Raw genomic sequence first — 26166 nt, 5'->3', positions numbered from 1 at the left:
TTGGTATAATATAGAAGAAAAAATAGCATTTAAGAAAGGAGATTTATTTTATGGTGACAAAAACAAAAGCTAAACGTAAATCACCTAGGAAAAATTTAGTAATTGTTGAATCTCCTGCCAAAGCAAAAACCATTGAAAAGTATTTAGGAAGATCATATAAGGTTATTGCTAGTAAAGGGCATGTAAGAGACTTACCTAAAAGTAAAATGGGAGTAGATATCGATAATGATTATGAACCACATTATATTTCTATCCGAGGTAAGGGCGACACGATTAAAGAATTAAGATCAGAAGCCAAAAAGGCTAAGAAAGTTTATTTAGCAGCCGATCCGGATAGAGAAGGAGAGTCCATTGCGTGGCATCTTTCTCACTTACTGGAATTAAATCCTGAGGATGATAATCGAGTAGTATTTAATGAAATTACTAAAGATGCCGTAAAAGAATCATTTAATCATCCCCGAAAAATTGATATGGATTTAGTGGATGCTCAGCAAGCTAGAAGAATTTTAGATAGATTAGTAGGATACTCTATTTCACCATTATTATGGCAAAAGGTTAAAAAGGGTCTAAGTGCCGGACGTGTGCAATCAATTGCCTTATGGCTAATCATTTCCAGAGAAAATGAAATTAATGCCTTTGTTCCAGAAGAATATTGGACAATTGAATCAGAGTTTAAAAAGGGCCGAAGCAAGTTTAAGGGAAGCTTTTACGGGTATGACAATAAAAAACGCAGCCTTAAAGATAATGATGCAGTTCAAGAAGTTTTAAAACGAATTGATAAATCCGAAGACTTTGAGATTACTAACGTTAATCGAAAAGAGCGTAAGCGAAACCCCCAAGCACCTTTTACTACTAGTACTATGCAACAAGAAGCTAGTCGTAAGCTAAATTATCGAACTAGAAAGACTATGATGGCAGCTCAGCAGCTATATGAAGGAATTAACTTAGGTAAAGAAGGTAGCCAGGGTTTAATTACTTATATGCGTACTGACTCCACTCGTATTTCAAGCATTGCCAAGCATGAGGCATCTCAGTATATTCATGATGAATTTGGTAGTGAGTTTGCTGCAACTAAGCCAATTAAAGGTAAATTACCTGAAGGTGCTCAGGATGCTCACGAAGCGATTCGTCCAACTTCAGTTTATCGTACTCCTGAAAAAGTCAAAGAATATTTAACTAAGGAACAATTTAGATTGTATCAATTGATTTGGTCACGATTTGTAGCCAGTCAAATGACTCCTGCGGTTATGGATACTATGACAGTTACTATTGAACAAAATGGAGTAATTTTTAAATCTAATGGTTCTAAATTAAAATTTGATGGGTTCTTAAAAGTATATAGTGATACTAAAGAAAAGGATAACTTATTACCAGAATTAGTAGAAGGCGATATGGTAAAAATGGTTTCTACTAATCCAGATCAACACTTTACTCAACCACCAGCTAGATATAGTGAAGCAACGCTAATAAAGACGTTGGAAGAAAATGGAGTGGGTAGACCATCGACTTATTCTCCAACTATTGATACTATTCAACGGAGATACTATGTTAAATTAGTTGGTAAAAGGTTTGAACCAACTGAACTAGGTGAAATAGTTAACCAAATTATTGTCAATTACTTCCCTGACATTGTAAACGTTGACTTTACCTCTAATTTAGAAAATGAATTAGATGAAATTGAAGAGGGTAAAGAAAATTGGATTAAAGTAGTTGATGAATTTTATAAACCATTCTCAGCTGAGGTAGAATCTGCTACTGAGAATATGGAGAAAGTTCAAATTAAGGATGAACCAGCTGGCTTTAATTGTGATATTTGTGGGGCCCCAATGGTATTTAAGATGGGTAAATATGGCAAATTCTATGCATGTTCACGTTTCCCAGATTGTCGCAATACTAAAGCTATTGTTAAAGAAATTGGTGTAACTTGTCCAAAATGTCATGAAGGTCAGGTTATTGAACGTAAGTCTAAAAAAAATCGTCTATTTTACGGTTGTTCACGTTTCCCAGAATGCGATTTTGTCTCTTGGGATAAACCAATTAACCGAGATTGTCCTAAGTGTCATCATTTCTTAGTAGAAAAGAAAATTAAGGGCGGAACTCAAGTTATTTGTCCTAACGAAGATTACGAAGAAAATCCACAAAAATAATAAAAAAAGCTATATAACATTTGTTATATAGCTTTTTTTATTATTTAGATGTTAATCGTTTTTTAGAAAATTTGTAGAATGCTAAACCAATACCACCAAAGAAAATTGGTCCAATAATAGTCCAAAATGCAGTTACATAATCATGGTCTAAAATTGGTTGGATAGCAGTAAATAAGATTCCTAAGCAAATTATAATCATCATAATGGTTACTATTACATTAGTAACAGTTTTATTTTTAAAGGCTACGAATGGACGGTCAAGATCTTTTCGAGCTTTAAAGAATGGAAAGGCTCCAATTAAAAAGATGTATGGGACAGTTGTTGAAATATTTCCCATATCTGTAAGAATTAAGTAAAATTGGTTGGCACCAGATCCGCCAAATGAAATTAAGAGAACAATAATTCCAACGATGGCTGCTTGAATCCACATTGCATAAGCGGGCATACCAGCTTCATTTAATTTGGTCATCTTTTTAGGCCAAAATTCTTTTGGAGTTCCGATAATGAATGATTTTAATGGCGAATAAGTAAGAATGAAGAATGATCCAAGATATCCTAAAAACATACTTAGCCCAGTAAATCTTGCTAAAGAAGTTCCGATTAATGCAGAAGTAGCATGAGATAATCCTAAACTTTTTCCGAATACCAATCCTAAGTTGTCCATTAGAACATAGGTAATGTTTCCTAGATTAACATTATTTTTACCTAGAATATTTGTCCAGTTAGTGCTAATTCCCCAAAGAAAAATGCAAAGGGAATAGAAGATAGTGATGGTTAGTGTAGCTGTAATAATTCCACGTGGAAAGGTCTTTTCAGGTTTGTCTAATGAATCAACAATACCTCCCATTGATTCCATACCTGCATAGGCAAAGATTGCGTAAACAACAAAGGACATAATAGCAATTGGTGAGCTAAATAATGGATTGGGAGATTGTGTAAAACTTTGTAATCCATTAACAGGTTGTTGAAGTTCGCCATGATTGGCAATTAAAATAATAATTGAAGCGGACAAGAAAATTCCTGTTAAAATCATTACAAAAGTACCACCAATTGATGATATTTTAGTAATTGATTTTACACCTTTTGATGAAAAATAAGTAATTACGATAATCCAAAGGAATGCTAAAATTCCCACGACTTGCATGGAATTAAATCCCATAAAGTTCCAAGATTGAGTAGTATCATGACCAAAGATCATTGTTGATAATGGAATCCATACTTTTGAAGATGTTGAAACCATCCAAATAATCCAAGATGATAACCAAATAAATGTACCAACAAAAGCGTATTTTTCACCAATAGAGTTTGATAGCCAAGAATAAATACCACCATGAGAATCTTTTAAGGAAGCACCATATTCAGCGAACATTAAACCAGATGGTAAAAAGAAAATAATTGCTGCAAAGATATACCAAGGAATACTTGCATAACCCATTTGATCAAAAGCTACGGTAGTATTACCAAAACCGTAAATTGTTGTGAATATCATTAAAATTAAGCTAATTAATGATATTTTTGTCTTATTCATTTTGCATTAACACTCCTAATTTATAAATTAGTTTCCTGTTTATAATTAAGTAGTGAAAAATCAGTAGAATTCGTAATTAAGTCACTAGTTAATTTTTTGAACGTTTGGATTCCAATTTTTGAATTTTTTAAGTTAACTTTAGTTAAATATCCAGTTAGTTCAGATCCAGATAAATCTTTAGCGATCATATCGGTCTTTTTAATGTTATTTTGAAATTTAATATTAAGCTCAGTTTGTGCTTCGCTTAATTTTCCACCCAATTCAAGGTAATGAGGGTCTACTAAAACACCAACTAATTTATATATCCAGTAGGCTTGATCTGGTTGATATTGAGCCGTACTATTTTTATATTCATCAGGAGTATCAATTGCCCCTGAATAAAATGGAATATATGAACTTTGAGCAGCTACTCCCATGGCGATCCATTGAATTTCTGATAGGCCGATTGGTAGATCTGGACGAGTTTGTAAGATGTGAGATTCTTGAGTTTTGGCTAAACTTACTGGTCTAAAACGATGCTTATCCTTTTCTGAACCTTCACCAATAGGATCAAAATCTGTTCCTTGATAGTGTGAACTTAAAAATTTTTGAGCATCAATAATACTTAACTTCTTATCGGGCTTATTAAAAAATGGCATATCTTTACTAGTAGGAGTGAATTCCTTAGAAGGTGAAAACATTTTAATTCCATACCATACTCGTGGATAATTATAGTGTTCATCTAATAAGCTATCGGTACCAAAGATATTTCTAAAGTTAAAAGTACCATCTAATGAAGGATTTAAATGATTTTCGTTAACAAAATCTCTAATATTATGAGACCACATATAGTTATTATTATCAGAGAAATCAATTTCTTGAATTGAAATCTGATTAGAAACTACAGCGTATGAATCGTCAGGGACTTTAACAGCTACCCAATTATGTCCACCACCAGTTTCCATATACCATGCTTCCTCATGATCAGAAAATAAAATTCCGTTTGATTCGCAGGTTCCGTATTTTTCAATAATACTACCAAGTCTTTGGACACCTTGACGAGCAGTTTCAACGTAAGGTAAAACGACGGTTATCATCGCCTCTTCACCAATTCCATCTTCAACTAACGGATCAAATCCTAAGATTAAGTCGTTGGTATATGTACTTTCGGTAGCACTCATTCCAACTCCATATTCATTAAAACCGTCTTCTTCGAATAATCCAAATTTAGTAGTCCATTCCGGAGTGGCTGAATATTTTGCCCGGTGCTTAGGAAGGGGCATTGTAAAATTATTATCATTAGATTTAAAAACCTGATTAGTGGTAAAATCTTCTCTAGGATGAATTGTATAATTTTTAGGCCATGATGTCTTAGCATCTTCGTTCCTACCTATAATAATAGATCCATCAATAGTTGCCTTTTTACCAATTAAAATACTTGTACAAGCTGAGTATTGCTGTTTAACTGACAAAACTAGTTACCTCCGTTTTATTGATTAATTTATTTTACCATGTTTCTTTTTTGAATAGTTCAAAATTTACAAAAAAATTCATAAAAATTCAATTTTATACGGTTTTTATGAATAAATATGCATTTTTATGCATAAAAAATTAACAATTTGTTGATTAACCTAAAATCGTGTATAATTTTATTATTAAATTTAAGGAGAACAAGAATGCCAATTATAAATATTGATTTAATTGCTGGTAGAAGCGAAGCCCAATTAAAGAAATTAGTTGAAGATGTTACTGATGTTGTATCTAAGGACACTAACGCTCCTAAAGAACATGTACATGTCATTTTAAATGAAATGCAACCAAACCGTTATAGTGTTGGTGGAGTTTTAAAAAGTGACGAAAAATAAAAAGACTAAGCAGATGCTTAGTCTTTTTATTTAAATTTTATTTAGAATATTGTTGTTGTCTATAATTATAAGGTATACTGTTAGTTATGATAAAAAATCCTTATGTTATGCAGAACGGAGACAATGTAATGGATGATCAACAATATATAATGTCAATTGACGAGGGAACCACTAGTGCTCGTGCAATTCTTTTTAACTCAGAAGGAGAAATTGTTGGTAAATCTCAAAAAGAGATTCATCAATACTTTCCTAAGCCTGGCTGGGTTGAACACGATGCTAATGAGATATGGAATGCTGTTCAATCAGTAATCTCAGAAACCTTAATTAATTCTGATATTCCGCCCTATAAGGTAAGGGGAATTGGAGTTACTAATCAACGAGAAACCACAGTAATTTGGGATAAGAATACTGGAGAACCGATTTATCATGCAATTGTTTGGCAGTCTAAGCAAACTAGTGAAATTGCTGATGAACTAAAAAATCAGGGAATTGGTCAGTTAATCCATGAAAAAACTGGATTAATAATAGATTCATACTTTTCTGCAACAAAGATTATGTGGTTATTAGATAATGTTCCAGGTGCTAGGAAAAAAGCAGAAAATGGTGAACTATTATTTGGGACTATTGATTCATGGATTTTATGGAAACTAACTGATGGTCATGTTCATGCAACTGATTATACTAACGCTAGTCGTACCATGTTATTTAATATTTATGATTTAAAATGGGATCAAGAAATTTTAGATTTATTAAATATACCAAGCCAAATTTTACCAGAAATTAAATCTTCATCAGAAATTTATGGATATACTTCTGGATATACTTTTTCTGGGGTTCAAGTACCAATTGCTGGAATTGCTGGTGATCAACAAGCTTCATTATTTGGGCAGATGGCTATTGAAAAAGGTATGATTAAAAATACATATGGCACAGGCGCTTTTATTGTAATGAATGTTGGTAAAACACCAACTCTATCTCACAAAGGATTGTTAACTACGGTAGCTTATGGAATTAATGGCGAAGTTAACTATGCTCTCGAGGGTAGTATCTTTGTTGCGGGGTCTGCTATTCAGTGGTTACGAGATGAAATGGAAATGGTAGAATCTTCTAGTGATTCTGAGGCCTTAGCAACTGAGGCTAGGGATAGTGATGGAGTTTATGTAGTCCCTGCGTTTACTGGATTAGGGGCACCTTATTGGGAGCAAGAAACTAGAGGGGCTGTCTTTGGACTAACTAGGGGAACTAACAAAAAACAATTTGTCAGAGCTACTCTAGAGTCATTAGCTTATCAGACCAGAGATGTAATTGATACTATGGCAGAAGATACAAAAATTGATTTGAAGAGTCTATCAGTTGATGGTGGAGCTGCCAAAAATAATTATTTAATGCAATTTCAAGCAGACATTTTAGATACACCTATTGAAAGGGCATCTATTTCAGAAACTACTGCTCTTGGAGTTGCTTATCTAGCTGGTTTAGCAGTTGGTTATTGGAAAGATATAGAAGAAATTAAATCAACTATTAAAACTAAAGATGAATTTATTCCCAAGATGAGTTTTCAAGAAAGAGATGCATTGTATAGTGGATGGAAAGATGCAGTAGAAGCAACCATTCACTTTCATCATAAATAAAAAAGACAGCTTATAAAGCTGTCTTTTTTATTTAAAGAAAACGTTGAATATATTTAGCTACACCGTCTTCATCATTGGTAAATTCAGTAACATCATTAGCGATTTTTTTAATTTCTGGAATAGCATTCTTCATAGCTACGCCTTTACCAGCAAATTCAATCATTGATGTGTCGTTGCTTTCATCTCCAAAAGCAACGATATCTTTTTGCATGATACCGTAAAAATCAGCTAAAATCTTTACTCCGGTCGATTTTTTGATTCCTTTGGTGGCTAATTCAATAATTGGATATTTGCCACCCCATGGAGAAATTTCAACTAAATCTCCGTAATTTTGATTTATATAATTGATTACATTATTTTTTTGAAGTGGATTGACAGATAAAGAAATACAGATAGGATTATAAGTAAGATTTTTTTGATTTAAAATTTGGTTAGTTTCTAAAATGGTCGGAAAGAACCCAGTTTCAAACTTAGCGCCTTGATTAATCAAAAAAGTTTTTCGATTTTCAGCAGCAATTACGGAGATGCCTAAGGATTTACTTTTGGATACTAAATCGAAGACGATTTCTCGGTCAATTGTATGCTGATATTCTAATTGCCATTTTTTGTCTGGTAAAATTCCTAAATTACCATTAAAATTAATCATTGGAGTCTTTAAACCTAATTCTTTGTAGAAGTTAATAGAAATACGATTTGGACGTCCGGTGACAATACTGACTATATGGCCTTGGCGAGTGGCTTCTTTAATAGTTTTTTTAGTTAAGCTACTAATTGTCGCATTATTAGTTAAAGTAGTCCCATCTAGGTCCAATGTAATTAGTTTTTTATTAATAGTAATCACCTCGAAAATCTTTATAATTATCCTGTAATCATAACGAATAAAGCCAAATTCGTCAATTATAAAAGGCAAGTAAGGAGTATGTAAATGAAGTTACCAATTGATTTTAAAAATAAGTATCGTGAATTGATGGGAGAAGTTGAATCAGAAAAATTCTTTGACAGTTTTGATAATGAAATTACACATGGATTTAGAATTAATCCTTTAAAAGAAAAAGTTATTGACGAAAATTTAAGTAAACCAATTAAATATACAGAATTTGGTTATTATGGAAAAATTAATGGAAAAAGTGTTAACCATCAAAGTGGGGCGATATATAGTCAAGAACCCAGTGCCATGTTTGTTGGTGAAGTTGCTAAACCTCAATTAAATGAAAAAGTTTTAGATTTATGTGCAGCTCCAGGTGGTAAATCAACTCATTTAATTAGTTATATGCATAATACCGGATTATTGGTATCAAATGAAATTGACTATAAACGTTCTAAAGTTCTTACTGAAAATGTTGAACGTTTTGGTGCTACTAATACGGTTGTAACTAATAGTGATCCTAAAACATTGGCTAAAAAACTACCCAATTTTTTTGATCGAATTTTAGTAGACGCTCCGTGTTCTGGAGAAGGCATGTTTCGTAAAAATCCTGATGCAATGGACTATTGGAATTTAGATTATCCAGTGGAATGTGCTAAACGCCAACGTGAAATTTTAATTGAAGCTAATAAAATGTTAAGACCAGGTGGTGAATTAATTTATTCTACCTGTACCTTTGCTCCAGAAGAAGATGAACAAATTATTGCATGGTTAGTTGATAATTTTGATTATTCAATCGACGTAATTAATAAAACTGATAACATGAATGATGGGAGACCAGAGTGGGCTGATAACAATCCTGATTTACAAAATTGTGTAAGACTATTTCCACATAATTTTAACGGGGAAGGCCATTTTATCGCAAAGCTTACAAAGCCTAATTCAGAAATTGAAAGTAAAAAACTAAAGCCATTTAAATTAACTCAATTAAGTAAAGAACAAACTGAGTTGTTAAATGAGTTTATTAATTTAACTTTTAAAACTAGTCCAAAATTTACCAATCTAGTGTGTTTTGGTGATGAATTATTTGTTTTGCCTAATGAAGTTCCAGATCTATCTAAAATAAAAATTAGCAGGTTGGGATTACACCTTGGTACTTTTAAGAAAAAACGGTTTGAACCATCATATGCATTATCTTTAGCAGTTAAACCTGATCAAATTAGTAAGGTGTTACCTATTAGCGAGGAAGAGTGGCAGAAATATGTCCATGGTGAAACGCTTTCTGTTGATCCATCACTTGAAAAAGGTTGGTACTTATTAACTTGTCAGGGACAAGGGATTGGTTTTAGCAAAGTAGTTAATTCGGTAGCTAAAAACTTTTTCCCAAAAGGACTAAGATTTGCAATAAAAAAAGACTAATTAATATTAGTCTTTTTTATTTTATATAATTTTGCAAATTTTGTTGTTTAAGATAATTAATTAGTTTATCAGAAAAGATTTTTTCTGATTTTTTTAGATCTGAAACGTTGATTGAATCTGTTAATAGCATAATTGCTTTAAGACCATAGATCCAATCGTTAACTGTTTCGATAATTTGTGAATCGTCTTTTTTAAATAGTTGATTCAAAAAGAAACCTGCTATGCCAACTGCTTGGCTACCAAGAGATAAACATTTTGCAACGTCTAGTGGAGATTTGATTCCTCCGGAGGCAATAACAGTTAAATCATTTTGATAGGGTAATGTGTTACATAATGATTCAATTGTGCTTAATCCCCAGTCAGCCAAATAATCCATATCTTTATTGGGACGTCGAAAGTTTTCAATTTGAGCAAAATTAGTTCCACCAGTACCGCTGATGTTAATAAATTGAACACCGACTGATTTAAGTCGTTTAATGGTTGACTGACTCATTCCTATGCCGACTTCTTTGACAATGATTGGAATAGGGATGTTATTAACTAATTTTTCTATATTTTTTAAAAATTGAAATTCGCGACTTCCTTCAGGCATGATTAATTCTTGTAGCGTATTGATATGTAGTTCTAAGGCATCAGCATTGATCATATCAATTACTCTTTTAGCATCATCTAAGGAATGTTCTGCCCCCAGATTAGCAAAAATGATACCATCAGGGTTCATCTGTCTTACAATTTTAAAAGTATCAATCACATTTGGATCTTTTAGCGCCACGCTTTGAGAACCAACCGCCATAGCTAAATTAGTTTGAGCGGCGATTTTAGCAATACGTTGATTGAGCTCCTTGGTCCTTTGACTACCGCCGGTCATTGCTTCAATATAAAAGGGCCTTTCTAAGTCAATTGTTCCAATTTTAGTTGAAATATCAATATCATTAATAGATAAATCGGTTAATCCTTGATGAATGAATTTAAGATCATTGAAGGAATCTTGATTTTGATAAAATTTTTGTGCTAAAGAAACATGTTCATCTTTTCGATGAGAATGAGGTGTAATCATATTAAATCTCCCAAGTTAAAAATCAGTAACATGATGTATGTTTAAAGGTAATTCAATGATGTCATTTTCTTTCCACTGGTCAATCATTTTATGGATATCATTATTCTTATTGGAAATAACAATACCACAATCTCCGCCACCAGCTCCTGACGTTTTAGCTGCTGCACCAAAATGAATAGCAATATCACATAATTTTGTTAGTAAAGGAGTTTCGATAGGAACCTCTGTAAAATTAGAAAGTTGGCTTAAAATTTTCCGATTGTTTAAAATCTCTTGTTGAATTAAGCTAACATTATTACTCTTAAAACCGGTGATCATTGAATTAATGCACTGGTCGCTTTTACTAAGAAATTCTTGATAATTTAGTTGCTCTTTATTTTTTTTGACCTCAACCTTATCTACTAAATGAGATGTTGAAGCTGGTGATCCAGTCCACCCAATGGTTAATTTAAGATCATCCGGAATAGGAAGTTGATTAATTTGTAATTTGGGCCAGTTTTGATTGATCAGTTCAATGAGCGATAATTCTACTCGTGCAGTTTTAAGCCATTCATGATCGAAAGTACAATAAGAAATAAATCCACCATAAACACTAGCGGCAATATCGCCTAATGAGCCATTACCTTGTATATCTAGGTGAGCAATAGCGGCTAGTTTAAATAATTTATCTTTATCTAGTGGTAGGTCATAGAATTTACATAAACCCTTAATAGTAGCTACTGTCACGGCAGCAGACGACCCCAATCCGTATTTTTTACCTTTAGGACTGTCAAGCTCACTATTTATTTCTAAATGGTATATTTTCATACTACGATTTAAACTTTGAGCGTATTCTTCGGTTAGTTTAATAGCAGAAATAATATAATTAAAAGTATTATCGCGAGTGTCTAAGACCATTTCAGAACCGTGACGCTTCCAAATTACTGAGTCTTCTTTGTACTGCTTAGAAATTATGCTTCCAAAATTACTACTTTCAGTAATATTGACATTAACGAATTTATTTAGGGCTACAATAATTGACGGGTGACCAGGTTCCACTACGGCATACTCACCGGCAATAAATAATTTTCCTGGAGCTTGTACAGAAATCAAACTTTCAGATCCTTTCTAGAATAATTAATTATTCAATAAATTCAATACCATTTCCAGGCTTTGCTAATATGACATTCTCATTACCTAGTATATTATTAAAGTATTTAACGAGATAGTCAGAATCCTTACTCTTACAAATAACTTTTACATTTGGTCCAGCGTCAATAGTGTAATAACATTCAATACCGTTGCTTCTTAAAGACTTAACTTCATTCATAATATTCAGTGTATCACCGTTAAAATATAAGAAGTCCGGATTAGCGCTTAATGTTAGAGCATGCATACGCATTGCGTTTAATTCACTAATAGTACCTAACTTGGTAAAATCTTTTTTATAAATAGCATTTTTTAATTCTACTAAATCATTATTGGCCACTTTAATCCAAGTAGGATAGTAGGGAGAAGTATCTACTGATATTTTCATACCAGTTCGACTTGAAATCTTCTTTTGTGATTTGTTAGTAGCTAAGGCAATTACATTAATATCAATTTCTTCATCATAGATTGGTTTAGCAAATGAATCCTCATCATTATGACCACCTTGCCATTCAACAAATCCGCCATAAATTGATCGGCAGGCTGAACCAGATCCACGACGAGCTAATCGAGATAAATCACGTTTATTAAGATCTAGTCCAGCAGCTTTACTAGCGGCACCTGCCAAAGCAGCAAACGCAGATGCTGATGAAGCAAGTCCAGCGGCAGTAGGGACATGGTTGGTAGAAATAACTTTAGCTGAAGTATCTATGTGAGCCATTTTACGAATAATATTTAAAAAATTAGAAACCTTGCTAAGTTCAGTTTGATTGGCATTTTGTGAATTGATTAGTAACTGGTCGTTTGATAAACTCTCGTCAAATATTACCGATGTTTGGGTATAAAAAGCATCTAGAGTTAATGATAAACTACTATTTTGGGGAATAATAAGTTCGTCGTTTTTTTTACCCCAATACTTAATTAGAGCAATATTAGTATGTGCTTTAGCGGTTATCAGATTGTTCATGATTCATCTCCGTTGGGATTATTATAGTTTTTAAGGGACTGAATCCAGGTCTTAGTGGCTCCATTTTTTTTAAGTTGCAAGGCGATAGTTTCAGCATCAGATTTATTTTTTGCTAAGGTAATAACACATCCACCTAGGCCACTACCAGTAAGTTTGGACCCCAATCCGTTATACTCGTTTGCGATTTTACATAGTTCATTTATTTTTGGGGTACTAACTCCCAATTTTGATAATTTAACCTGAGAAAGGTTCATTAATTTACCGAGGGTAATTCCGTCACTTTTACTAAGAGCTCTTCTTGCTTGATTAGTTATATCACCTAATTCATCGATAATGGAATTAGCTTCGTTACTTTCAAGGAGCTTTTGTTTTACTAAATTAACAGCTTCTTTAGTCTTTCCTTTAATACCACTATCAGCAATTACTAAATAATAATTAATTAGATCAAAAGATAAGGGTAAATCGATAGTATCTTTTATAAACCAAATAGGTGTATTGGAACTGGAAGCTGCAACGTCGATGCCACTTGGATTACCATGAGTGACAGACTCCTCAACGTTAGCAATTTCTAATAGTAGCTTACGATTAATTTTCTTTTCGAATAAATTGAAAAAGGCTTTAGTAATTGAAACGGCTGTGGCAGCCGAAGATCCCATCCCTCGTTCAACTGGAATTTCACTCTTAATGTCCAGATTAAAACTTAGTTGAGGCTTACCAAAGTATTCTAAAATTTTATTGATTAATACCTTAATTCCTAATAAATTATTATTCATTTCAGAAACATTTCCATTAAAATACTGGCTACTTATTGTTTTTCCGATTTTAGTTAGAGTAATAGTAGCTTGCATTTTTACGGAGTATATTGGTAAAACAATAGATGGTTTCCCATATACTGCACTATGTTCACCAAATAAAATTATTTTGGCATAGCTAATGCCGATCGCTTTATTTTTCAATTATATCTCTCACTTTCAAACAAAAATTATTTTATCATAATTGATAAAGTTAAAAAATTTTAATTTAATCTTTTTAGAGTTTTATAAGGAATACGAAAAAAATCTAATAAAGTGGAAGATACATGCTTTTATGTAGTATTATTAAGGATAGCGTTAGACGAATAAAATAAAGATTTGGTGATTTTATGAACTCACAAACAACATTTTCTGTTGTAGACATTGAAACAACAGGAACCGACCCTAAAAATGACAATCGAATAATTCAGTTTAGTTGCTACTTGGTTAAAAATAATAAAATTATTGATAACTATAGTACTTACATAAACCCAGGACAATTAATTTCAAGTCAAATTTCTCAATTAACTGGAATAACTGATGAACAATTAAAATCAGCTCCGAATTTTGAACAGGTAGCCGAAAAAATCTATCAATTACTTAAAGATACTGTATTTGTGGCTCACAATATAAATTTTGATTTTAACTTTATAAATGAAGAATTTATAAAAATTGGCTACCCAGAATTAGAAATTGATGGTATTGATACGGTTACGTTAAGCCAAATTTTACTTCCTACCTTAACGAGCTACCGATTACAAGATTTAAGTGATTATTTTAATATTTTGCATGTTCACCCACATTTGGCTGATAGTGACGCATTAGCTACAGCTCACTTATTAATCATATTGATTGAACAGGTAAATAATTTGCCGCAGATTACCTTAGATCAAATTATTAGCGTTCATCCGGTATTACCTAAAGAAACATTCAAGGTGTTTTTATCAGTAAATAGAAACCGCCAGCAAGCTAAAATTACCAAAGATTTACCAGAATATTTAATAGTTAGCAACGGTTTAGTGATTAGAAAGAAAAGATTATTACCTGATAGCAAGTTGGAGACTACAAAAATTAAGTATCCAAAAACTAGAAAGGCTAAGTTGAATGTATTACCTAGTAGACTAGATTCACGTAAATCTCAAAATGAGATGATGAATTTAATTTATAATAATTATAGTTATGTAAGTGAAGAACATAAAATAAAAAACTTACTAATTGAGGCTCCAACAGGGATTGGAAAAAGCTTAGGCTACACTTTTCCCTTTAGCTACTTAATTCAACCTAACAAACCAATTGTGATTAGTACAGCAACAACTAATTTACAAGAGCAATTGCAAAATAAAACCATTCCTTTATTAAATGAAAAATCAAATTTTAAAGTCACTAGTAGTATTTTAAAAGGTTCTCGCCACTATATTGACATTGCTAAGTTTAAAAATTGGTTGCCTATTGAGGATCGAACCACTTACACTGATTTCGTTAAGGCTCAAATCTTAGTTTGGCTAACTATGACGAAAACGGGTGATTTAGATGAAATAAATATCAATTTTGATCAATCGCCACTTGTAAAAAAAATTCAACATACTGGCAAAGTTGCTGCTGAATTTGAAGCTGATGACTTTTTTAAATTTAATCTGGAAAATGCAAAACGTTCAAATTTTGTAATAGTTAACCATGCATATTTATTAAATAACCGCGATAAATTTGTTAACCTATCAGAAAAACCATATTTGGTTATTGATGAAACTAGTGAATTTGCCAATGCAGTTATTAAAAATAATGAAGAAAGCTTTTCAATTTCAGAAATCAATACTTTAATTAATCGAATACTATCTAGCATTTATCAACCAATTGATAGTAGTATTTATTACTTAAAAGACTATAATTTAACGATTAGTTCACTAACTAAAATAATTATTAAGCAAATGGATATTTTGAAAAGCAGCCTTTCAGACCTGGTTAATGAAATTAATAAATGGTTTATCTTGAAAAAACATTTATATCGCCAGGGTGATTACTATCAACTTTTGATTAATAACAAAGATATTGTCCTTTTTAAAAAGCAACATGAAAAAATTTTTAATGATATCATCGAAGTAAATGTGATTGTTAAAAAACTAACTGATAATTTTTATAGTCAAATTAATCAAAATATGAGTGGTTTAACTAATAATGATTTAGTTAATGTAGATTCATTTTTAAATTATTTAAATGAGCTATCTGATTTAAATACGCAATTAATTAATGTATTGGATAGTAGTGATGAAATTATTGATCAACATGTGTTCTGGTTATCCATTAGATTGAATAAAGATATTAATAGTTTAAAGATAAACTATGGGTTAACATTAGATAATGATTTTTTACAGTCAGAATTATATAAATTTTTTGAACCAGTAACCTTTACGGGTGCAACTATATTGTCATCTAAAAAATCAAAATTTATATTTAAAAATTTAGGCATCAAGGGTGAAAATACTAAAGTTAAACGATTAGAAAACGATCTTGCTACTTTAGATAATTCTAAGTTGTATCTAATTGATGATAATCAATTTAACAGTGTAAAAACTGATGAATATTATAGTTATGTAGCTAATAGTATTGAAAAAATGTTTTTAGCTGCCGATCATCGCAAAACTTTAGTATTATTTAATTCCCTTAAAGCAATTGAGGAAGTTTATAATCGTTTAGAGGCAAATGATTCAATTAATAATGTAATTTTAGCTCAAGGTATTCATGGAGGAACTGCTAAGATAACTAAACAATTTATAAACCAAGAAAATGCAATTTTATTAGGAACCGGAAGATTTTGGAATGGAATTGATTTTCCTGGTGATCAATTAGAAATGATTATAATAGCACAACTTCCATTTGAGTCACCTAAAGATCCCTATAATCATGCAATCTATTCAATTGCTAAAAATGCGGGACATGATCCTTTTTATACAATTTCAGTACCTAAGGCAACTTTGAAGTTGCGTCAAGGTATTGGTAGATTAATTAGAACTAAAAATGATTATGGAGTGATTGGAATATTAGATTCTCGTTTGCTAGACCATAATTATGGAAAAACTATTATCTCTAATTTGAAAAAACAGGTACCAATTGTTCAAACTTCATTGGATGAAAGTCTAATAGATATAAAATCTTTTTTTGCCAAACATGGAGATAGATCTTAGAAAGAGGATGAGAGTATGCAAAGAAAGCAACATGTTAAGCAACAACGAACATTTGCGATTACAATGGGAGTCTTATTGATTTTAGTAATAGCGATATTTTCAACAATTGTTATTTTGTGGCAATCTAGAAAACCAATGCAAACTGCCAGAAAACAAACAATTCAAATTGCTAAAGAAGCCGGTATTAAAGATGTTGATAAGTTCTATTCATCTAATTTAAATGAAACTTATTATACAGTGAGTGGTAAAGATAAAACTGGTAAAAAGAAATATGTAATTGTTCCTAAGAACGGTGGAACAGCAGTTACTTTACGTTATAGCCAAGGAATAACTGCATCTAGTGCACGAACAGTAGTTAAAAATTATAAAAGCCCTAAGAAGATTTTAAATGTTGGTTTAACCATTGAAAAAGAGCACCCATATTGGAATGTTTCATATGTAAACAATCAAAATAAACTTTGTTTTGCGAATGTAACTTTTAAATCCGGAAAAATACAAAAGGTTATTGAAAATATTTAATTAGATTTACATTAGAGGAATAAAAATGAAAAAATTTAGTCAATTAATATTAGAAAATGGGTCCACGACAGTAAATAATTTATTGTTAACTTACTATAAAAAGATTGGCTTAAAAAGTGAAGAATTATTAGTATATATATTAATCAAAAAAACTGATAGTTTTATTGTTCCGATGCCTAATATTAAAATACTAGCGATTCAAACAGGCTTTTCGGAAAAACATTTATATGCAATATTTCATAATTTAATTACTAATAAAATGGTTAAAATTGTTAGTAAACAAGTTAATAATAAGAAATACGATGCGTATGATTTTTCTAATATGTATAACAAATTAGAAGATTATGTTAATAGCTTAGGTGACGATAATAGTGACCAAAACAAAGCTATATCTAACTCAGAAAAAAATGATAAGCGTAATGTTCGACAAGAAATTTTTTCTAATATTGAAAAGGAATTTGGTCGTACATTATCTCCTATAGAATTGGAAACTATTAGTCAGTGGTTTGATATTGATAACTATGATCCAGATATTATTATGCTAGCTTTAAAAGAAGCGGTTTTAAATCAAGTTAGAAATTTAAAGTATATGGATCGAATCTTAGGGAACTGGGAAAAACAAAATCTTAAAACAGTTCAGCAGATAGAAGATTATTCTAATAAAAGAAATAATCATAAATTAAGTAATGATGAAAATGGATATTCCGGACCGGATATTCCAATTATCGATTTAAATAAGATTTAAAAAGAGCTTGACCATTAAATGGCCAAGCTCTTTTTTTATTCAGTAGTTTTATTAGTAGAGTTGTTATTAGATTTATTGGAATTATTAGTGGTATTAGTTGATGATTTGTTACTACTTGAGTTAGAAGAATTTGAGTTAGAAGAATTTGAGTTAGAAGAATTTGAATTGGTAGTATTTGAATTTTCATTACTACTATTAGTATCTTCAGTGTTATCAGAATTATTAGTATTAGTGTCATTATTTTTACTATCATTATTAGTATTATCTTCTGAAGTATTATCACCATTGCTAGTAGTGTTATCATCTGGAGTTTGTTCGGTATTAGATGAGGTACCACCTTCTGATGATTTATTACTATCAGAAGTGGTTGTTTGTGTTTGGTTGTCCTCTTCTTTTTTTGCTTCATTGGTTACAGAATTATTAGCTTGGTTGGTGTTGTTAGTAGTAGCTTGATTGTTAGTAACTTGATTTGATGTTTGATTGTTTGTTACATCTCCACCAGATCCAGGATATCCAGAAACATAATATTCAGTTTTACCGTTGACCCTAGTAGCTACGACGTCATTTGGTTGAGACCAATCGGTATTAGGGACGTTGGTTGAAACATCTGTCATTACTGATTTATAGATTTCTTGAGCAATTTTAGTTTGCTCCTGTGTTATATAGTGACCAGTTTTATATTGTTGGTCATAACCAGTCCATACAGATAGTGAATAGTTTTGAGTGTAACCTGTAAACCAAGAATCCATAGCAGCTTCTGAAGGTACCTTATCTAGGTAGTCCGAAGGATATTGGGTAGATCCAGTTTTACCAGCTTGATATAAGCCAGTTATCTTAGCTGCTGTACCAGAACCGTTTGAATCAGTAATTACACCCTTTAGCATATTAGTGATCATGAAGGCTGTAGCAGATGACATAACTTTATGTCCTTTACTGCTAAATTCCTTAGTTTGACCATCGGTTGATTCAATTTTGTTAATTAGATATGGTTTGTAGTAGGTACCACCATTAGCAAAAGCGGCGTAAGCAGCTGCTTCTTGTTCGGTGGAAATATAAGCTCCAATCCCGTTTTGTAATTCTAGAGGTTTGTCAAAACTCATACCTAATTTTTTAAGAAAACTAGTAGCTCGATCCATACCAACATTTTGTAAGGTTCTAATTGCCGGAATGTTTCTTGATTCTACTAATGCTTTACGCATTGTAATGGTTCCTTCATATTGATTGTCAAAATCCATTAATTGTTTATCTGATCCTGGGTAGGTAAATGGGGTATCTTGCATAGCTTGGTAAGTTGGATATTTTAAATATTCAATTGCTGGTGCATAATCCATCAATGGCTTGATACTTGAACCACTGGAACGATCAGTTTGTACAGCTCGATTTAATCCGAAAGATACTTTGTTTAATCGATTCCCTTGCATGGCAACTACCTTACCGGTATTAACGTCAACTAAAGTAGCTCCTAATTGGAATTCATTACTTGGATATAAAATACTAGGATCATTATTAGCTACATTGTAAAGTTTCTTTTGAGCGCTAAGATCTAGGTTAGTGTAAACTTTTAGACCACTGTTGGTCTTATATCCACGCTTATTTAATTCAGCAATTGATTCCTTTAAGTAAGCATCAACATATTTATCAGTTGCTTGGGAAGTTTGAGTAGAGCTATGCTTAGTTGCTAAATCAGTAGTAACATTGACTTTTTTGGCTTCATTAGCTTGCTCACTAGTAATTACCTTATTATCTACCATAGCGTTTAATACTTCGTTTCGTCTATTGGTAGCATATTGTGGATAAGTGTAAGGGTCATATGAAGTAGGTGATTGTGGCATACCAGCTAATAGGGCAGTTTGTGATAAATTCAATTCTGATAAAGGTTTATTGTAATAGTATTCGGCGGCAGTTTGCATACCATAAATACCATTACCCATATATACTTTATTAATGTAAAATTCTAAAATTTGATCTTTAGAATATTTTTTATCTACTTGAACTGATAACCAAGCTTCTTGAGCTTTTCGCTTTAAAGTACGATCTTTAGCGTCGGTTGAAAATACCGATAGTTTAACTAATTGTTGAGTTAAAGTACTTCCACCTTGCATTCCGGATGAATTTTTAACATTAGCAAATGCGGCTCCTAATATTCTAACTGGGTCTACTCCATGATGCTTATAAAATCTGCGATCTTCAATAGAGACAATTGCAGACTTTAATGATTGAGGAATATCTTTATTAGAAACATAATCTCGATTTTGTGCTCCTAATCTCGAAATTAGTTTTCCTTTAGAATCATAGAATTTAGTGGAATTATCACTAGAAAGAGCAGTCTTTGATATATTGGGTGAAGTAGCTGCATAAAATGCAAATAACGAAACTCCTCCTAATATTCCAATGGTAAATAGGGCTAAAATAACTTGGAAGATACGTTTAATTGGTCGTGATTTTTTTGCAATTTTGTGTTTTGGTTTTGCCATTTATTTCTCCTTTTTTAACTGGTTAATTAGTATATCTACTCCATCCAAATATGGAATTATTGGGTTTATCTGGTAATCAATTTGTATGGCTTTTTTAAATAAGTCATTTTTTGGAATAGACTTTCTTTCATTAATAATATTCTGTTTATCCCAGTAGTCAATCAATATTGATGCATCTAAAACAAAAATTGTATTATCTAATGTAAACTTAATAATTGCAAAACAGATTCCACCTTGTGCTAAACATTTTCGCATATGTTCAATTTGGTGTTCATGAAAATTACTTAGTGGAAAAGACGTCTTATTTTTAGTTTCTTTTGCATCGAAATCGATATATTTACCATTATATACTCCATTATAATCGGTAGTTGAAGCTTGTTGAAAGTAGGCCTCCTTTATTTTTGCTGCACTTCTTTTGGGATAATCAACGGATACTATTCTTATCGGAGTGGGTTTCTTATGAATAACCGCAATATTATTTTGCAAATAGTATTGATTGCTATCATTAATTTCTGATTCTAAACTCATTCCTCGTTTAGCATAGTTGATTGAGTTATGATTATGAATTTTTGGGGGATTAGAATCATTTTGAATAAATGATTTTCCATTGGGATATTTAATTGTCATGATAACTTCCTTTATATTTTCATAATTCATAAATTAATTATACTTTAAAATCCATATATAATTTACATGAGATAATATTATAAAGGTATATTATAAAACAATTAATTAAAATTTCCAAAATTACTTTATTGTAGGAGATTATTGATGAATAGATTATGGATAACAGGATATAGAAGTTACGAACTAGGAATATTTAACGATAAAGATATTAAAGCCGATGTTATTAAGTGGGCGCTAAAACAGGAATTATCATTGGCAATTGAAAATGGTACTAACTGGATTATTAGTGGTGGTCAATTAGGAATTGAACAATGGAGCTTAGAAGTTGCTAATGAATTAAGGCAGGAATACACTGGTGAGTTTAAAACTGCTTTAATGACCCCATTTAGCAATTTTGGAAATCAATGGAATGAAATTAATCAGGAAAAATTGAGAAATCTTAAAAATAAAGTCGATTTTTTCGGTGAGGTGAGTCAAAGACCGTATGAAAATCCACAACAATTAAGAAATTATCAAGATTTTATGCTTTCTCACACAGATCAATCAATTTTAGTATATGATTTAGAACATACAGGAAAGTCTCAGTACGATTACGATGCGATACAAAATTTTTCTAAAGCACATTCATATATATATAAACTAATTAATTTTGATGATTTGCAGGAATTTGCAATAGAATATCAGGAAAGTTTAAATAATGGTTTGAACTTTGAATAAATTGTGTTAGTATATTATATAGTTTGTTGCAAATTAATGACGAGGTGTAATGGATAATGGAAAATGTTAACTATACTCCACAAGACATCCTTCAAAAAGAATTCCGCCAAAAGATGCGCGGATATGATCCAAATGATGTCGATGGTTTCTTGGATAATGTTATTAAGGACTATGAAACCTTAGGTAAAGAAGTACAAAGTTTGAGTGAAGAAAATGAACGTCTTCGAATGCAAGTTGATGATTTGACCAAACAAGTGTCAGTTGGCCGCAGCCAACCAATTTCATCAACAAGTAGACAATCTGTACAACCAATGTCTAGTGCAACAAATATGGATATTTTAAAAAGATTATCTAATTTAGAGCGACGTGTGTTTGGTTCACAAGATATGAATTCAAACGATTCTCATCGTCTTTAAAATAATTTAATATGGTGTAAATTTTGAGTAATTGCGGCTGGTTTAATATCAGCTGAGGAAAGTCCATGCTCGCACAAGCTGTGATGCTTGTAGTGTTCGTGCTCGGTGAAAAAATAAGCCGGGGTATCCATTATAATGGATAACGGCGGATTGAAGAGCTAAGGTGTAAACTATGCTTAACGATCCTTAAGGTGCCACAGTGACGATACGATTAGGGAAACCTTTTCGGTGGAACGCGGTAAACCCCTCGAGCGGGAAACCCAAACTTATGGTAGGGGAGCTTCACACACGGAAAATGAACCAAGTGTGGGGGAGAGATAGCAATATCTCTGAGATAGATGATTACTACTTACTTAATTTTTCCTGGGATTAAGTAAGCACAAAACATGGCTTACAGGAATTTACACTATACAGGATGGTGGGAGCTTGCTCCCACTTTTTTATTATCTAAAATTATAATTTAAATTTAAGCAGGGTGAAAATATGAAATTTAATCTAATAGCTACATGTGCAGCTGGTATTGAATCATTAGTTGGTAAAGAACTTAGAAAATTAGATTACGATGTAAGTGTTGAAAATGGTCGTGCAAGATTTAGTGGTACGGTTAACGATATTATTAGAACTAATCTATGGTTAAGAACTGCTGACCGAATTAAAATTGTTGTTGGCGAATTTGATGCAATTACTTTTGATGAATTATTTGAAAAAACTAAGGCTTTAGATTGGGATAAATTATTGCCTATGGATGCTAATTTTCCTGTGGAAGGTAAATCACATAACTCTAAGTTACATAGTGTTCCTGATGCCCAAGCAATAGTAAAAAAGGCGATTGTTAATAAACTAAGTGATACTTACCATCGGCATACTCGATTGCCTGAAACTGGTGCTAAATTTCCGTTAGAAGTAGCAATTAATAAAGATCATGTAATGATTACTTTAGATACTAGTGGATCTAGTTTGTTTAAACGAGGATATCGTGTAGCTAAAGGACCTGCTCCATTAAAAGAAAATTTAGCCGCTGCGCTAGTTATGCTAACAAATTGGTATCCAGATATGCCATTACTAGATCCATTTACAGGTTCTGGAACAATTGCAATTGAAGCTGCTATGATTGGTAGAAATATTGCTCCTGGATTTAATCGAGAATTTATCTGTGAACAATGGCCTTGGATTGATAATGATATGGTTCAAAGCGAACGAGATGCAGCTGATTCATTGGCGGATTATGATATTGAACTTGATATTTTGGCAACTGATATTGATGGATCAATGATTGACATTGCTAAGCAAAATGCCCAAGAAATTGGTTTAAGTGAAGATATCAAATTTAAGCAATTAGCAGTAGCGGACTTTAAAACTGATAAAATAAATGGTGTAGTTATTGGTAATCCTCCATATGGACAACGATTAAGCGATCAAGTTAAGGTCCAAAAACTATATAAAGAAATGGGTAAGGTATTTAACCCTCTAACTAGTTGGTCAAAATATTTCTTAACTAGTGATTTAGAATTCGAAAAATTTTATGGTGATAAAGCAACTAAAAAACGTAAGTTATATAATGGAGCTATTAGAACTGATTATTTCCAATACTGGGGTAAAAAAATTAGATAACTATTTTAATCCCTGAATTGCTAAATTATGGGCCCCTTGATTTAGTTTTTCTGGAATCCAATTAGTAATTACAGTATTAAAAGACCGGTTTAATTTAATTAATTCATCAACTTGTGGTTGATAATGTTTAGCATATTGTTTATTAAGACTGTCTTTAATGATTTTACTATCAGTAAAAAACATAATAATTTCATTATTAGTATCAAAATTATTGATCAAAGTCTTAAATCCTAATATGGCTGCTTCAAACTCTGCTAAGTGATTATCTAAGGTGTTTAATTTAAATTTAAATTGATATTGTTGTTTATTTTTAATAATTATGATACCGGCGGAACTTGTTTTGAAGTTTTTATTTACGGCAGCATCAGTATACAGTTTAATCATTTAATTCATTCTTTCTAAAAGGAGTTTTATATTATGATAACTCAAAAAAGACGTTTTTTATATCAACCTGGAACGTTGACTAGTATAATTTGTTGGAGCTGGACGTTGGTAATCTTTTTTATTGGAATAATTACCTGGTTAGAAATTACTCATTTTCAGTGGATAACTTTATTTTTCTTTCTATTTTTCTTGCTAATTTCTTGGATTGAAATTCATTATAGAAATATAGAAATATTTAATGATCAATTTATAGTTAGTCGGGTAATTAACCCGCACTGGTTAACTATAAATTTACATGATATTCAAAAAATAATTGTAAGTAAATATCGCTTAGGGATTATTGTAAATAATAAAATTTATAATTTTATTTTGCCATCTAATTCGGTCATTGAAATTAGTAATTTAATTGAAGAAGCTAAAAATAGAGTTTAGATTGGAGCGAGATTATGAAAACAGATATTGAAATTTCTCAATCAGCTGATTTATGGAATATTAAAGATGTTGCCCAAAAAATTAATATTCCTGAAAATCAATTAGAACAATATGGTAATTATAAAGCTAAGGTCAGTATTCCAACTAATAATCAAAAAACTAAAAGAAAATTAATACTGGTAACCTCTATTAATCCAACTAGTGCTGGAGAAGGAAAAACAACGGTTACTATTGGATTAGGGGATGGATTCACCAAGTTAGGTGAAAGGGTCTGCTTGGCTTTACGAGAACCATCTTTAGGACCAGTTATGGGAATTAAAGGGGGAGCAACTGGTGGAGGTAAATCTCAGGTAGTACCAATGGAGGATATTAATTTACACTTTACCGGTGATTTTCATGCATTAACTGAAGCTAACAACACTTTAGCGGCATTAATTGATAATCATATCCAACATGGAAATGAATTAAATATTGACCCTCGTCAAATTATTTGGAAACGCGTTTTAGATGTTAACGATCGAGAATTACGACAAGTAGTGGTCGGATTAGGCGGTAAGACTTCTGGAGTACCTCGTCAGGATGGATTTGATATAACAGTTGCTAGTGAATTAATGGCAATTTTATGTTTATCAACTGATATTGATGACTTAAAATATAGAATTAGTAACATTTTGATCGGCTATACTTATGACAATCAACCAGTTCGAGTGGCTGATTTAAAAGTTCAAGGAGCTATCACTTTATTACTAAAAGATGCTATTAAGCCTAACCTAGTCCAAACTCTTGAACATACTCCTGCATTTATTCATGGAGGACCATTTGCTAATATTGCCCACGGATGTAATAGTATTTTGGCTACCAAGGCTAGCTTAGATAGCGCAGATTATACAATTACCGAAGCAGGATTTGGCTCTGATTTAGGGGCAGAAAAATTTATGGACATTGTTACTCCTAAATTAAATAAACAGCCTGATACAGTAGTTGTAGTTGCCACTATCCGAGCCTTGAAGCTGAATGGTGGAATGGATAAAAATGAATTAGATACTGAAAATGTTGATTTAATGTTAAAAGGGGTCAAAAATTTAGATCGACATGTATTAGGAATGCAACAGTATGGCAAACCCGTAATCGTTGCAATTAATCGATTCCCTTCAGACACAGATAAGGAAGTTCAAGCTTTACAAAATTACATTAAAGACCAATTACACGTCTCAAGTTCTTTAGTAACTGCTTGGGCAGATGGTGGAGCTGGAGCTACTGATTTAGCAAGTAAGTTGATTGATCTTTGTAATGAGGAACATCAATTCTATCCTATCTATGATGTTAACGAATCAGTTGAAGATAAAATATTAGCTGTTACGAAAAAAATCTACGGTGGAAATAAAGTTGATATTGATAAAAAAGCAATGAAGGTACTTGATAAATTAGCTAAAATGGATGCTAACAATTTACCAATTTGTATTGCTAAGACCCAATATTCTTTTAGTGATGACCCACAAAAATTAAATGCTCCTAGCGATTTTACTATCCATGTTAAAGATATCGTTCCTAAGCTAGGTGCAGGATTTATTGTAGTAATGACTGGTAACATTTTAACGATGCCTGGTCTTCCTACTCATCCGGCTGCCTTGAATATGGATATTGATAACAATGGTAAAATTACAGGTTTATTTTAGTTAGGAAAT

General features: G+C 31.8%; 22 protein-coding genes and 1 other RNA gene. 13 read left to right on the top strand and 10 right to left on the bottom strand.

The features are described 5' to 3' along the window. The first annotated feature begins 50 nt into the window (after positions 1 to 50). Positions 51 to 2147, top strand: coding sequence for a type I DNA topoisomerase (gene topA, locus LHL71_RS03310; RefSeq protein ID WP_227360402.1), 2097 nt, complete (start codon positions 51 to 53; stop codon positions 2145 to 2147). Between the two features lie 40 nt (positions 2148 to 2187). On the opposite strand, the gene yjeM is transcribed toward topA, so the two are convergent. Continuing rightward, positions 2188 to 3675: a glutamate/gamma-aminobutyrate family transporter YjeM gene (gene yjeM, locus LHL71_RS03305; protein WP_227360401.1), complete on the bottom strand. Its 1488-nt coding sequence runs from the start codon at positions 3673 to 3675 to the stop codon at positions 2188 to 2190. A gap of 20 nt (positions 3676 to 3695) precedes the next feature. Beyond that, the gene (locus tag LHL71_RS03300; protein WP_227360400.1) at positions 3696 to 5126 is read right to left on the bottom strand and encodes a C69 family dipeptidase; all 1431 of its coding nucleotides are present in this window, start codon (positions 5124 to 5126) and stop codon (positions 3696 to 3698) included. 204 nt (positions 5127 to 5330) lie between these two features. Here LHL71_RS03300 and thmT point away from each other — a divergent pair, with 204 nt between their 5' ends. Beyond that, the gene (gene thmT / locus LHL71_RS03295; protein ID WP_227360399.1) at positions 5331 to 5519 is read left to right on the top strand and encodes a 2-hydroxymuconate tautomerase; all 189 of its coding nucleotides are present in this window, start codon (positions 5331 to 5333) and stop codon (positions 5517 to 5519) included. Positions 5520 to 5647: 128 nt separating this feature from the next. Further along, positions 5648 to 7150, top strand: coding sequence for a glycerol kinase GlpK (glpK, locus tag LHL71_RS03290; RefSeq protein ID WP_227360398.1), 1503 nt, complete (start codon positions 5648 to 5650; stop codon positions 7148 to 7150). A gap of 31 nt (positions 7151 to 7181) precedes the next feature. Here the strand turns inward: glpK and LHL71_RS03285 are convergent, their stop codons facing one another. Further along, positions 7182 to 7991 carry a Cof-type HAD-IIB family hydrolase gene (locus tag LHL71_RS03285; protein WP_227360397.1) on the bottom strand — a complete coding sequence of 270 codons (810 nt, stop codon included), beginning with the start codon at positions 7989 to 7991 and terminating at the stop codon, positions 7182 to 7184. A gap of 84 nt (positions 7992 to 8075) precedes the next feature. On the opposite strand from LHL71_RS03285, the gene LHL71_RS03280 reads away from it, so the two are divergent. Then, entirely contained in the window at positions 8076 to 9434 is a 1359-nt protein-coding gene (locus LHL71_RS03280; protein WP_227361588.1) for an RsmF rRNA methyltransferase first C-terminal domain-containing protein, read from the top strand. A 16-nt stretch (positions 9435 to 9450) separates the two neighbouring features. Here LHL71_RS03280 and fni read toward each other — a convergent pair whose 3' ends face one another. The 4 genes from fni to mvk are packed head-to-tail and all read right to left on the bottom strand — an operon-like array spanning position 9451 to position 13542. After that, positions 9451 to 10491, bottom strand: coding sequence for a type 2 isopentenyl-diphosphate Delta-isomerase (fni, locus tag LHL71_RS03275; protein ID WP_227361587.1), 1041 nt, complete (start codon positions 10489 to 10491; stop codon positions 9451 to 9453). A gap of 15 nt (positions 10492 to 10506) precedes the next feature. Further along, the gene (locus LHL71_RS03270) at positions 10507 to 11583 is read right to left on the bottom strand and encodes a phosphomevalonate kinase (protein ID WP_227361586.1); all 1077 of its coding nucleotides are present in this window, start codon (positions 11581 to 11583) and stop codon (positions 10507 to 10509) included. Between the two features lie 28 nt (positions 11584 to 11611). Then, positions 11612 to 12586 carry a diphosphomevalonate decarboxylase gene (gene mvaD / locus LHL71_RS03265; protein WP_227361585.1) on the bottom strand — a complete coding sequence of 325 codons (975 nt, stop codon included), beginning with the start codon at positions 12584 to 12586 and terminating at the stop codon, positions 11612 to 11614. Then, positions 12583 to 13542, bottom strand: coding sequence for a mevalonate kinase (mvk, locus tag LHL71_RS03260; protein WP_227361584.1), 960 nt, complete (start codon positions 13540 to 13542; stop codon positions 12583 to 12585). Before mvk ends, mvaD begins: the two co-directional genes overlap by 4 nt. 185 nt (positions 13543 to 13727) lie before the next feature. Here mvk and LHL71_RS03255 point away from each other — a divergent pair, with 185 nt between their 5' ends. From LHL71_RS03255 to LHL71_RS03245, 3 genes are read left to right on the top strand one after another with little or no spacing between them, the layout of a single operon-like run. After that, positions 13728 to 16556: a helicase C-terminal domain-containing protein gene (locus LHL71_RS03255; protein WP_227361583.1), complete on the top strand. Its 2829-nt coding sequence runs from the start codon at positions 13728 to 13730 to the stop codon at positions 16554 to 16556. Between the two features lie 15 nt (positions 16557 to 16571). Beyond that, positions 16572 to 17075, top strand: coding sequence for a cell wall elongation regulator TseB-like domain-containing protein (locus LHL71_RS03250; protein WP_227361582.1), 504 nt, complete (start codon positions 16572 to 16574; stop codon positions 17073 to 17075). A gap of 25 nt (positions 17076 to 17100) precedes the next feature. After that, positions 17101 to 17820: a DnaD domain-containing protein gene (locus tag LHL71_RS03245; RefSeq protein WP_227361581.1), complete on the top strand. Its 720-nt coding sequence runs from the start codon at positions 17101 to 17103 to the stop codon at positions 17818 to 17820. A 35-nt stretch (positions 17821 to 17855) separates the two neighbouring features. Here the strand turns inward: LHL71_RS03245 and LHL71_RS03240 are convergent, their stop codons facing one another. Both LHL71_RS03240 and recU read right to left on the bottom strand, forming a co-directional pair. After that, positions 17856 to 20294 carry a PBP1A family penicillin-binding protein gene (locus tag LHL71_RS03240; protein WP_227361580.1) on the bottom strand — a complete coding sequence of 813 codons (2439 nt, stop codon included), beginning with the start codon at positions 20292 to 20294 and terminating at the stop codon, positions 17856 to 17858. Next, positions 20295 to 20921 carry a Holliday junction resolvase RecU gene (gene recU / locus LHL71_RS03235; RefSeq protein ID WP_227361579.1) on the bottom strand — a complete coding sequence of 209 codons (627 nt, stop codon included), beginning with the start codon at positions 20919 to 20921 and terminating at the stop codon, positions 20295 to 20297. A 144-nt stretch (positions 20922 to 21065) separates the two neighbouring features. On the opposite strand from recU, the gene LHL71_RS03230 reads away from it, so the two are divergent. From LHL71_RS03230 to LHL71_RS03215, 4 genes are all read left to right on the top strand, one after another. Next, positions 21066 to 21638, top strand: a complete 573-nt coding sequence (locus LHL71_RS03230; protein WP_227361578.1) for an SLOG family protein — start codon at positions 21066 to 21068, stop codon at positions 21636 to 21638. A 56-nt stretch (positions 21639 to 21694) separates the two neighbouring features. Then, on the top strand, positions 21695 to 22054 hold the full coding sequence (gpsB, locus tag LHL71_RS03225) for a cell division regulator GpsB (RefSeq protein WP_227361577.1): 360 nt from the start codon (positions 21695 to 21697) through the stop codon (positions 22052 to 22054). Positions 22055 to 22073: 19 nt separating this feature from the next. Continuing rightward, positions 22074 to 22453: RNase P RNA component class B (gene rnpB, locus LHL71_RS03220), an RNA gene on the top strand. Between the two features lie 84 nt (positions 22454 to 22537). Next, positions 22538 to 23665, top strand: coding sequence for a THUMP domain-containing class I SAM-dependent RNA methyltransferase (locus LHL71_RS03215; protein WP_227361576.1), 1128 nt, complete (start codon positions 22538 to 22540; stop codon positions 23663 to 23665). Here LHL71_RS03215 and LHL71_RS03210 read toward each other — a convergent pair whose 3' ends face one another. Next, on the bottom strand, positions 23666 to 24049 hold the full coding sequence (locus LHL71_RS03210) for a ribonuclease HI family protein (protein WP_227361575.1): 384 nt from the start codon (positions 24047 to 24049) through the stop codon (positions 23666 to 23668). Positions 24050 to 24082: 33 nt separating this feature from the next. Here LHL71_RS03210 and LHL71_RS03205 point away from each other — a divergent pair, with 33 nt between their 5' ends. Both LHL71_RS03205 and LHL71_RS03200 read left to right on the top strand, forming a co-directional pair. Beyond that, the gene (locus LHL71_RS03205; RefSeq protein ID WP_227361574.1) at positions 24083 to 24481 is read left to right on the top strand and encodes an EbsA family protein; all 399 of its coding nucleotides are present in this window, start codon (positions 24083 to 24085) and stop codon (positions 24479 to 24481) included. 14 nt (positions 24482 to 24495) lie between these two features. After that, positions 24496 to 26157, top strand: coding sequence for a formate--tetrahydrofolate ligase (locus tag LHL71_RS03200; protein WP_227361573.1), 1662 nt, complete (start codon positions 24496 to 24498; stop codon positions 26155 to 26157). Positions 26158 to 26166 lie beyond the last annotated feature (9 nt).

This window comes from Lentilactobacillus laojiaonis, assembly GCF_020616595.1.
Lineage (GTDB): Bacteria > Bacillota > Bacilli > Lactobacillales > Lactobacillaceae > Lentilactobacillus > Lentilactobacillus laojiaonis.
This window is presented reverse-complemented; position numbering and strand designations above follow the sequence as displayed.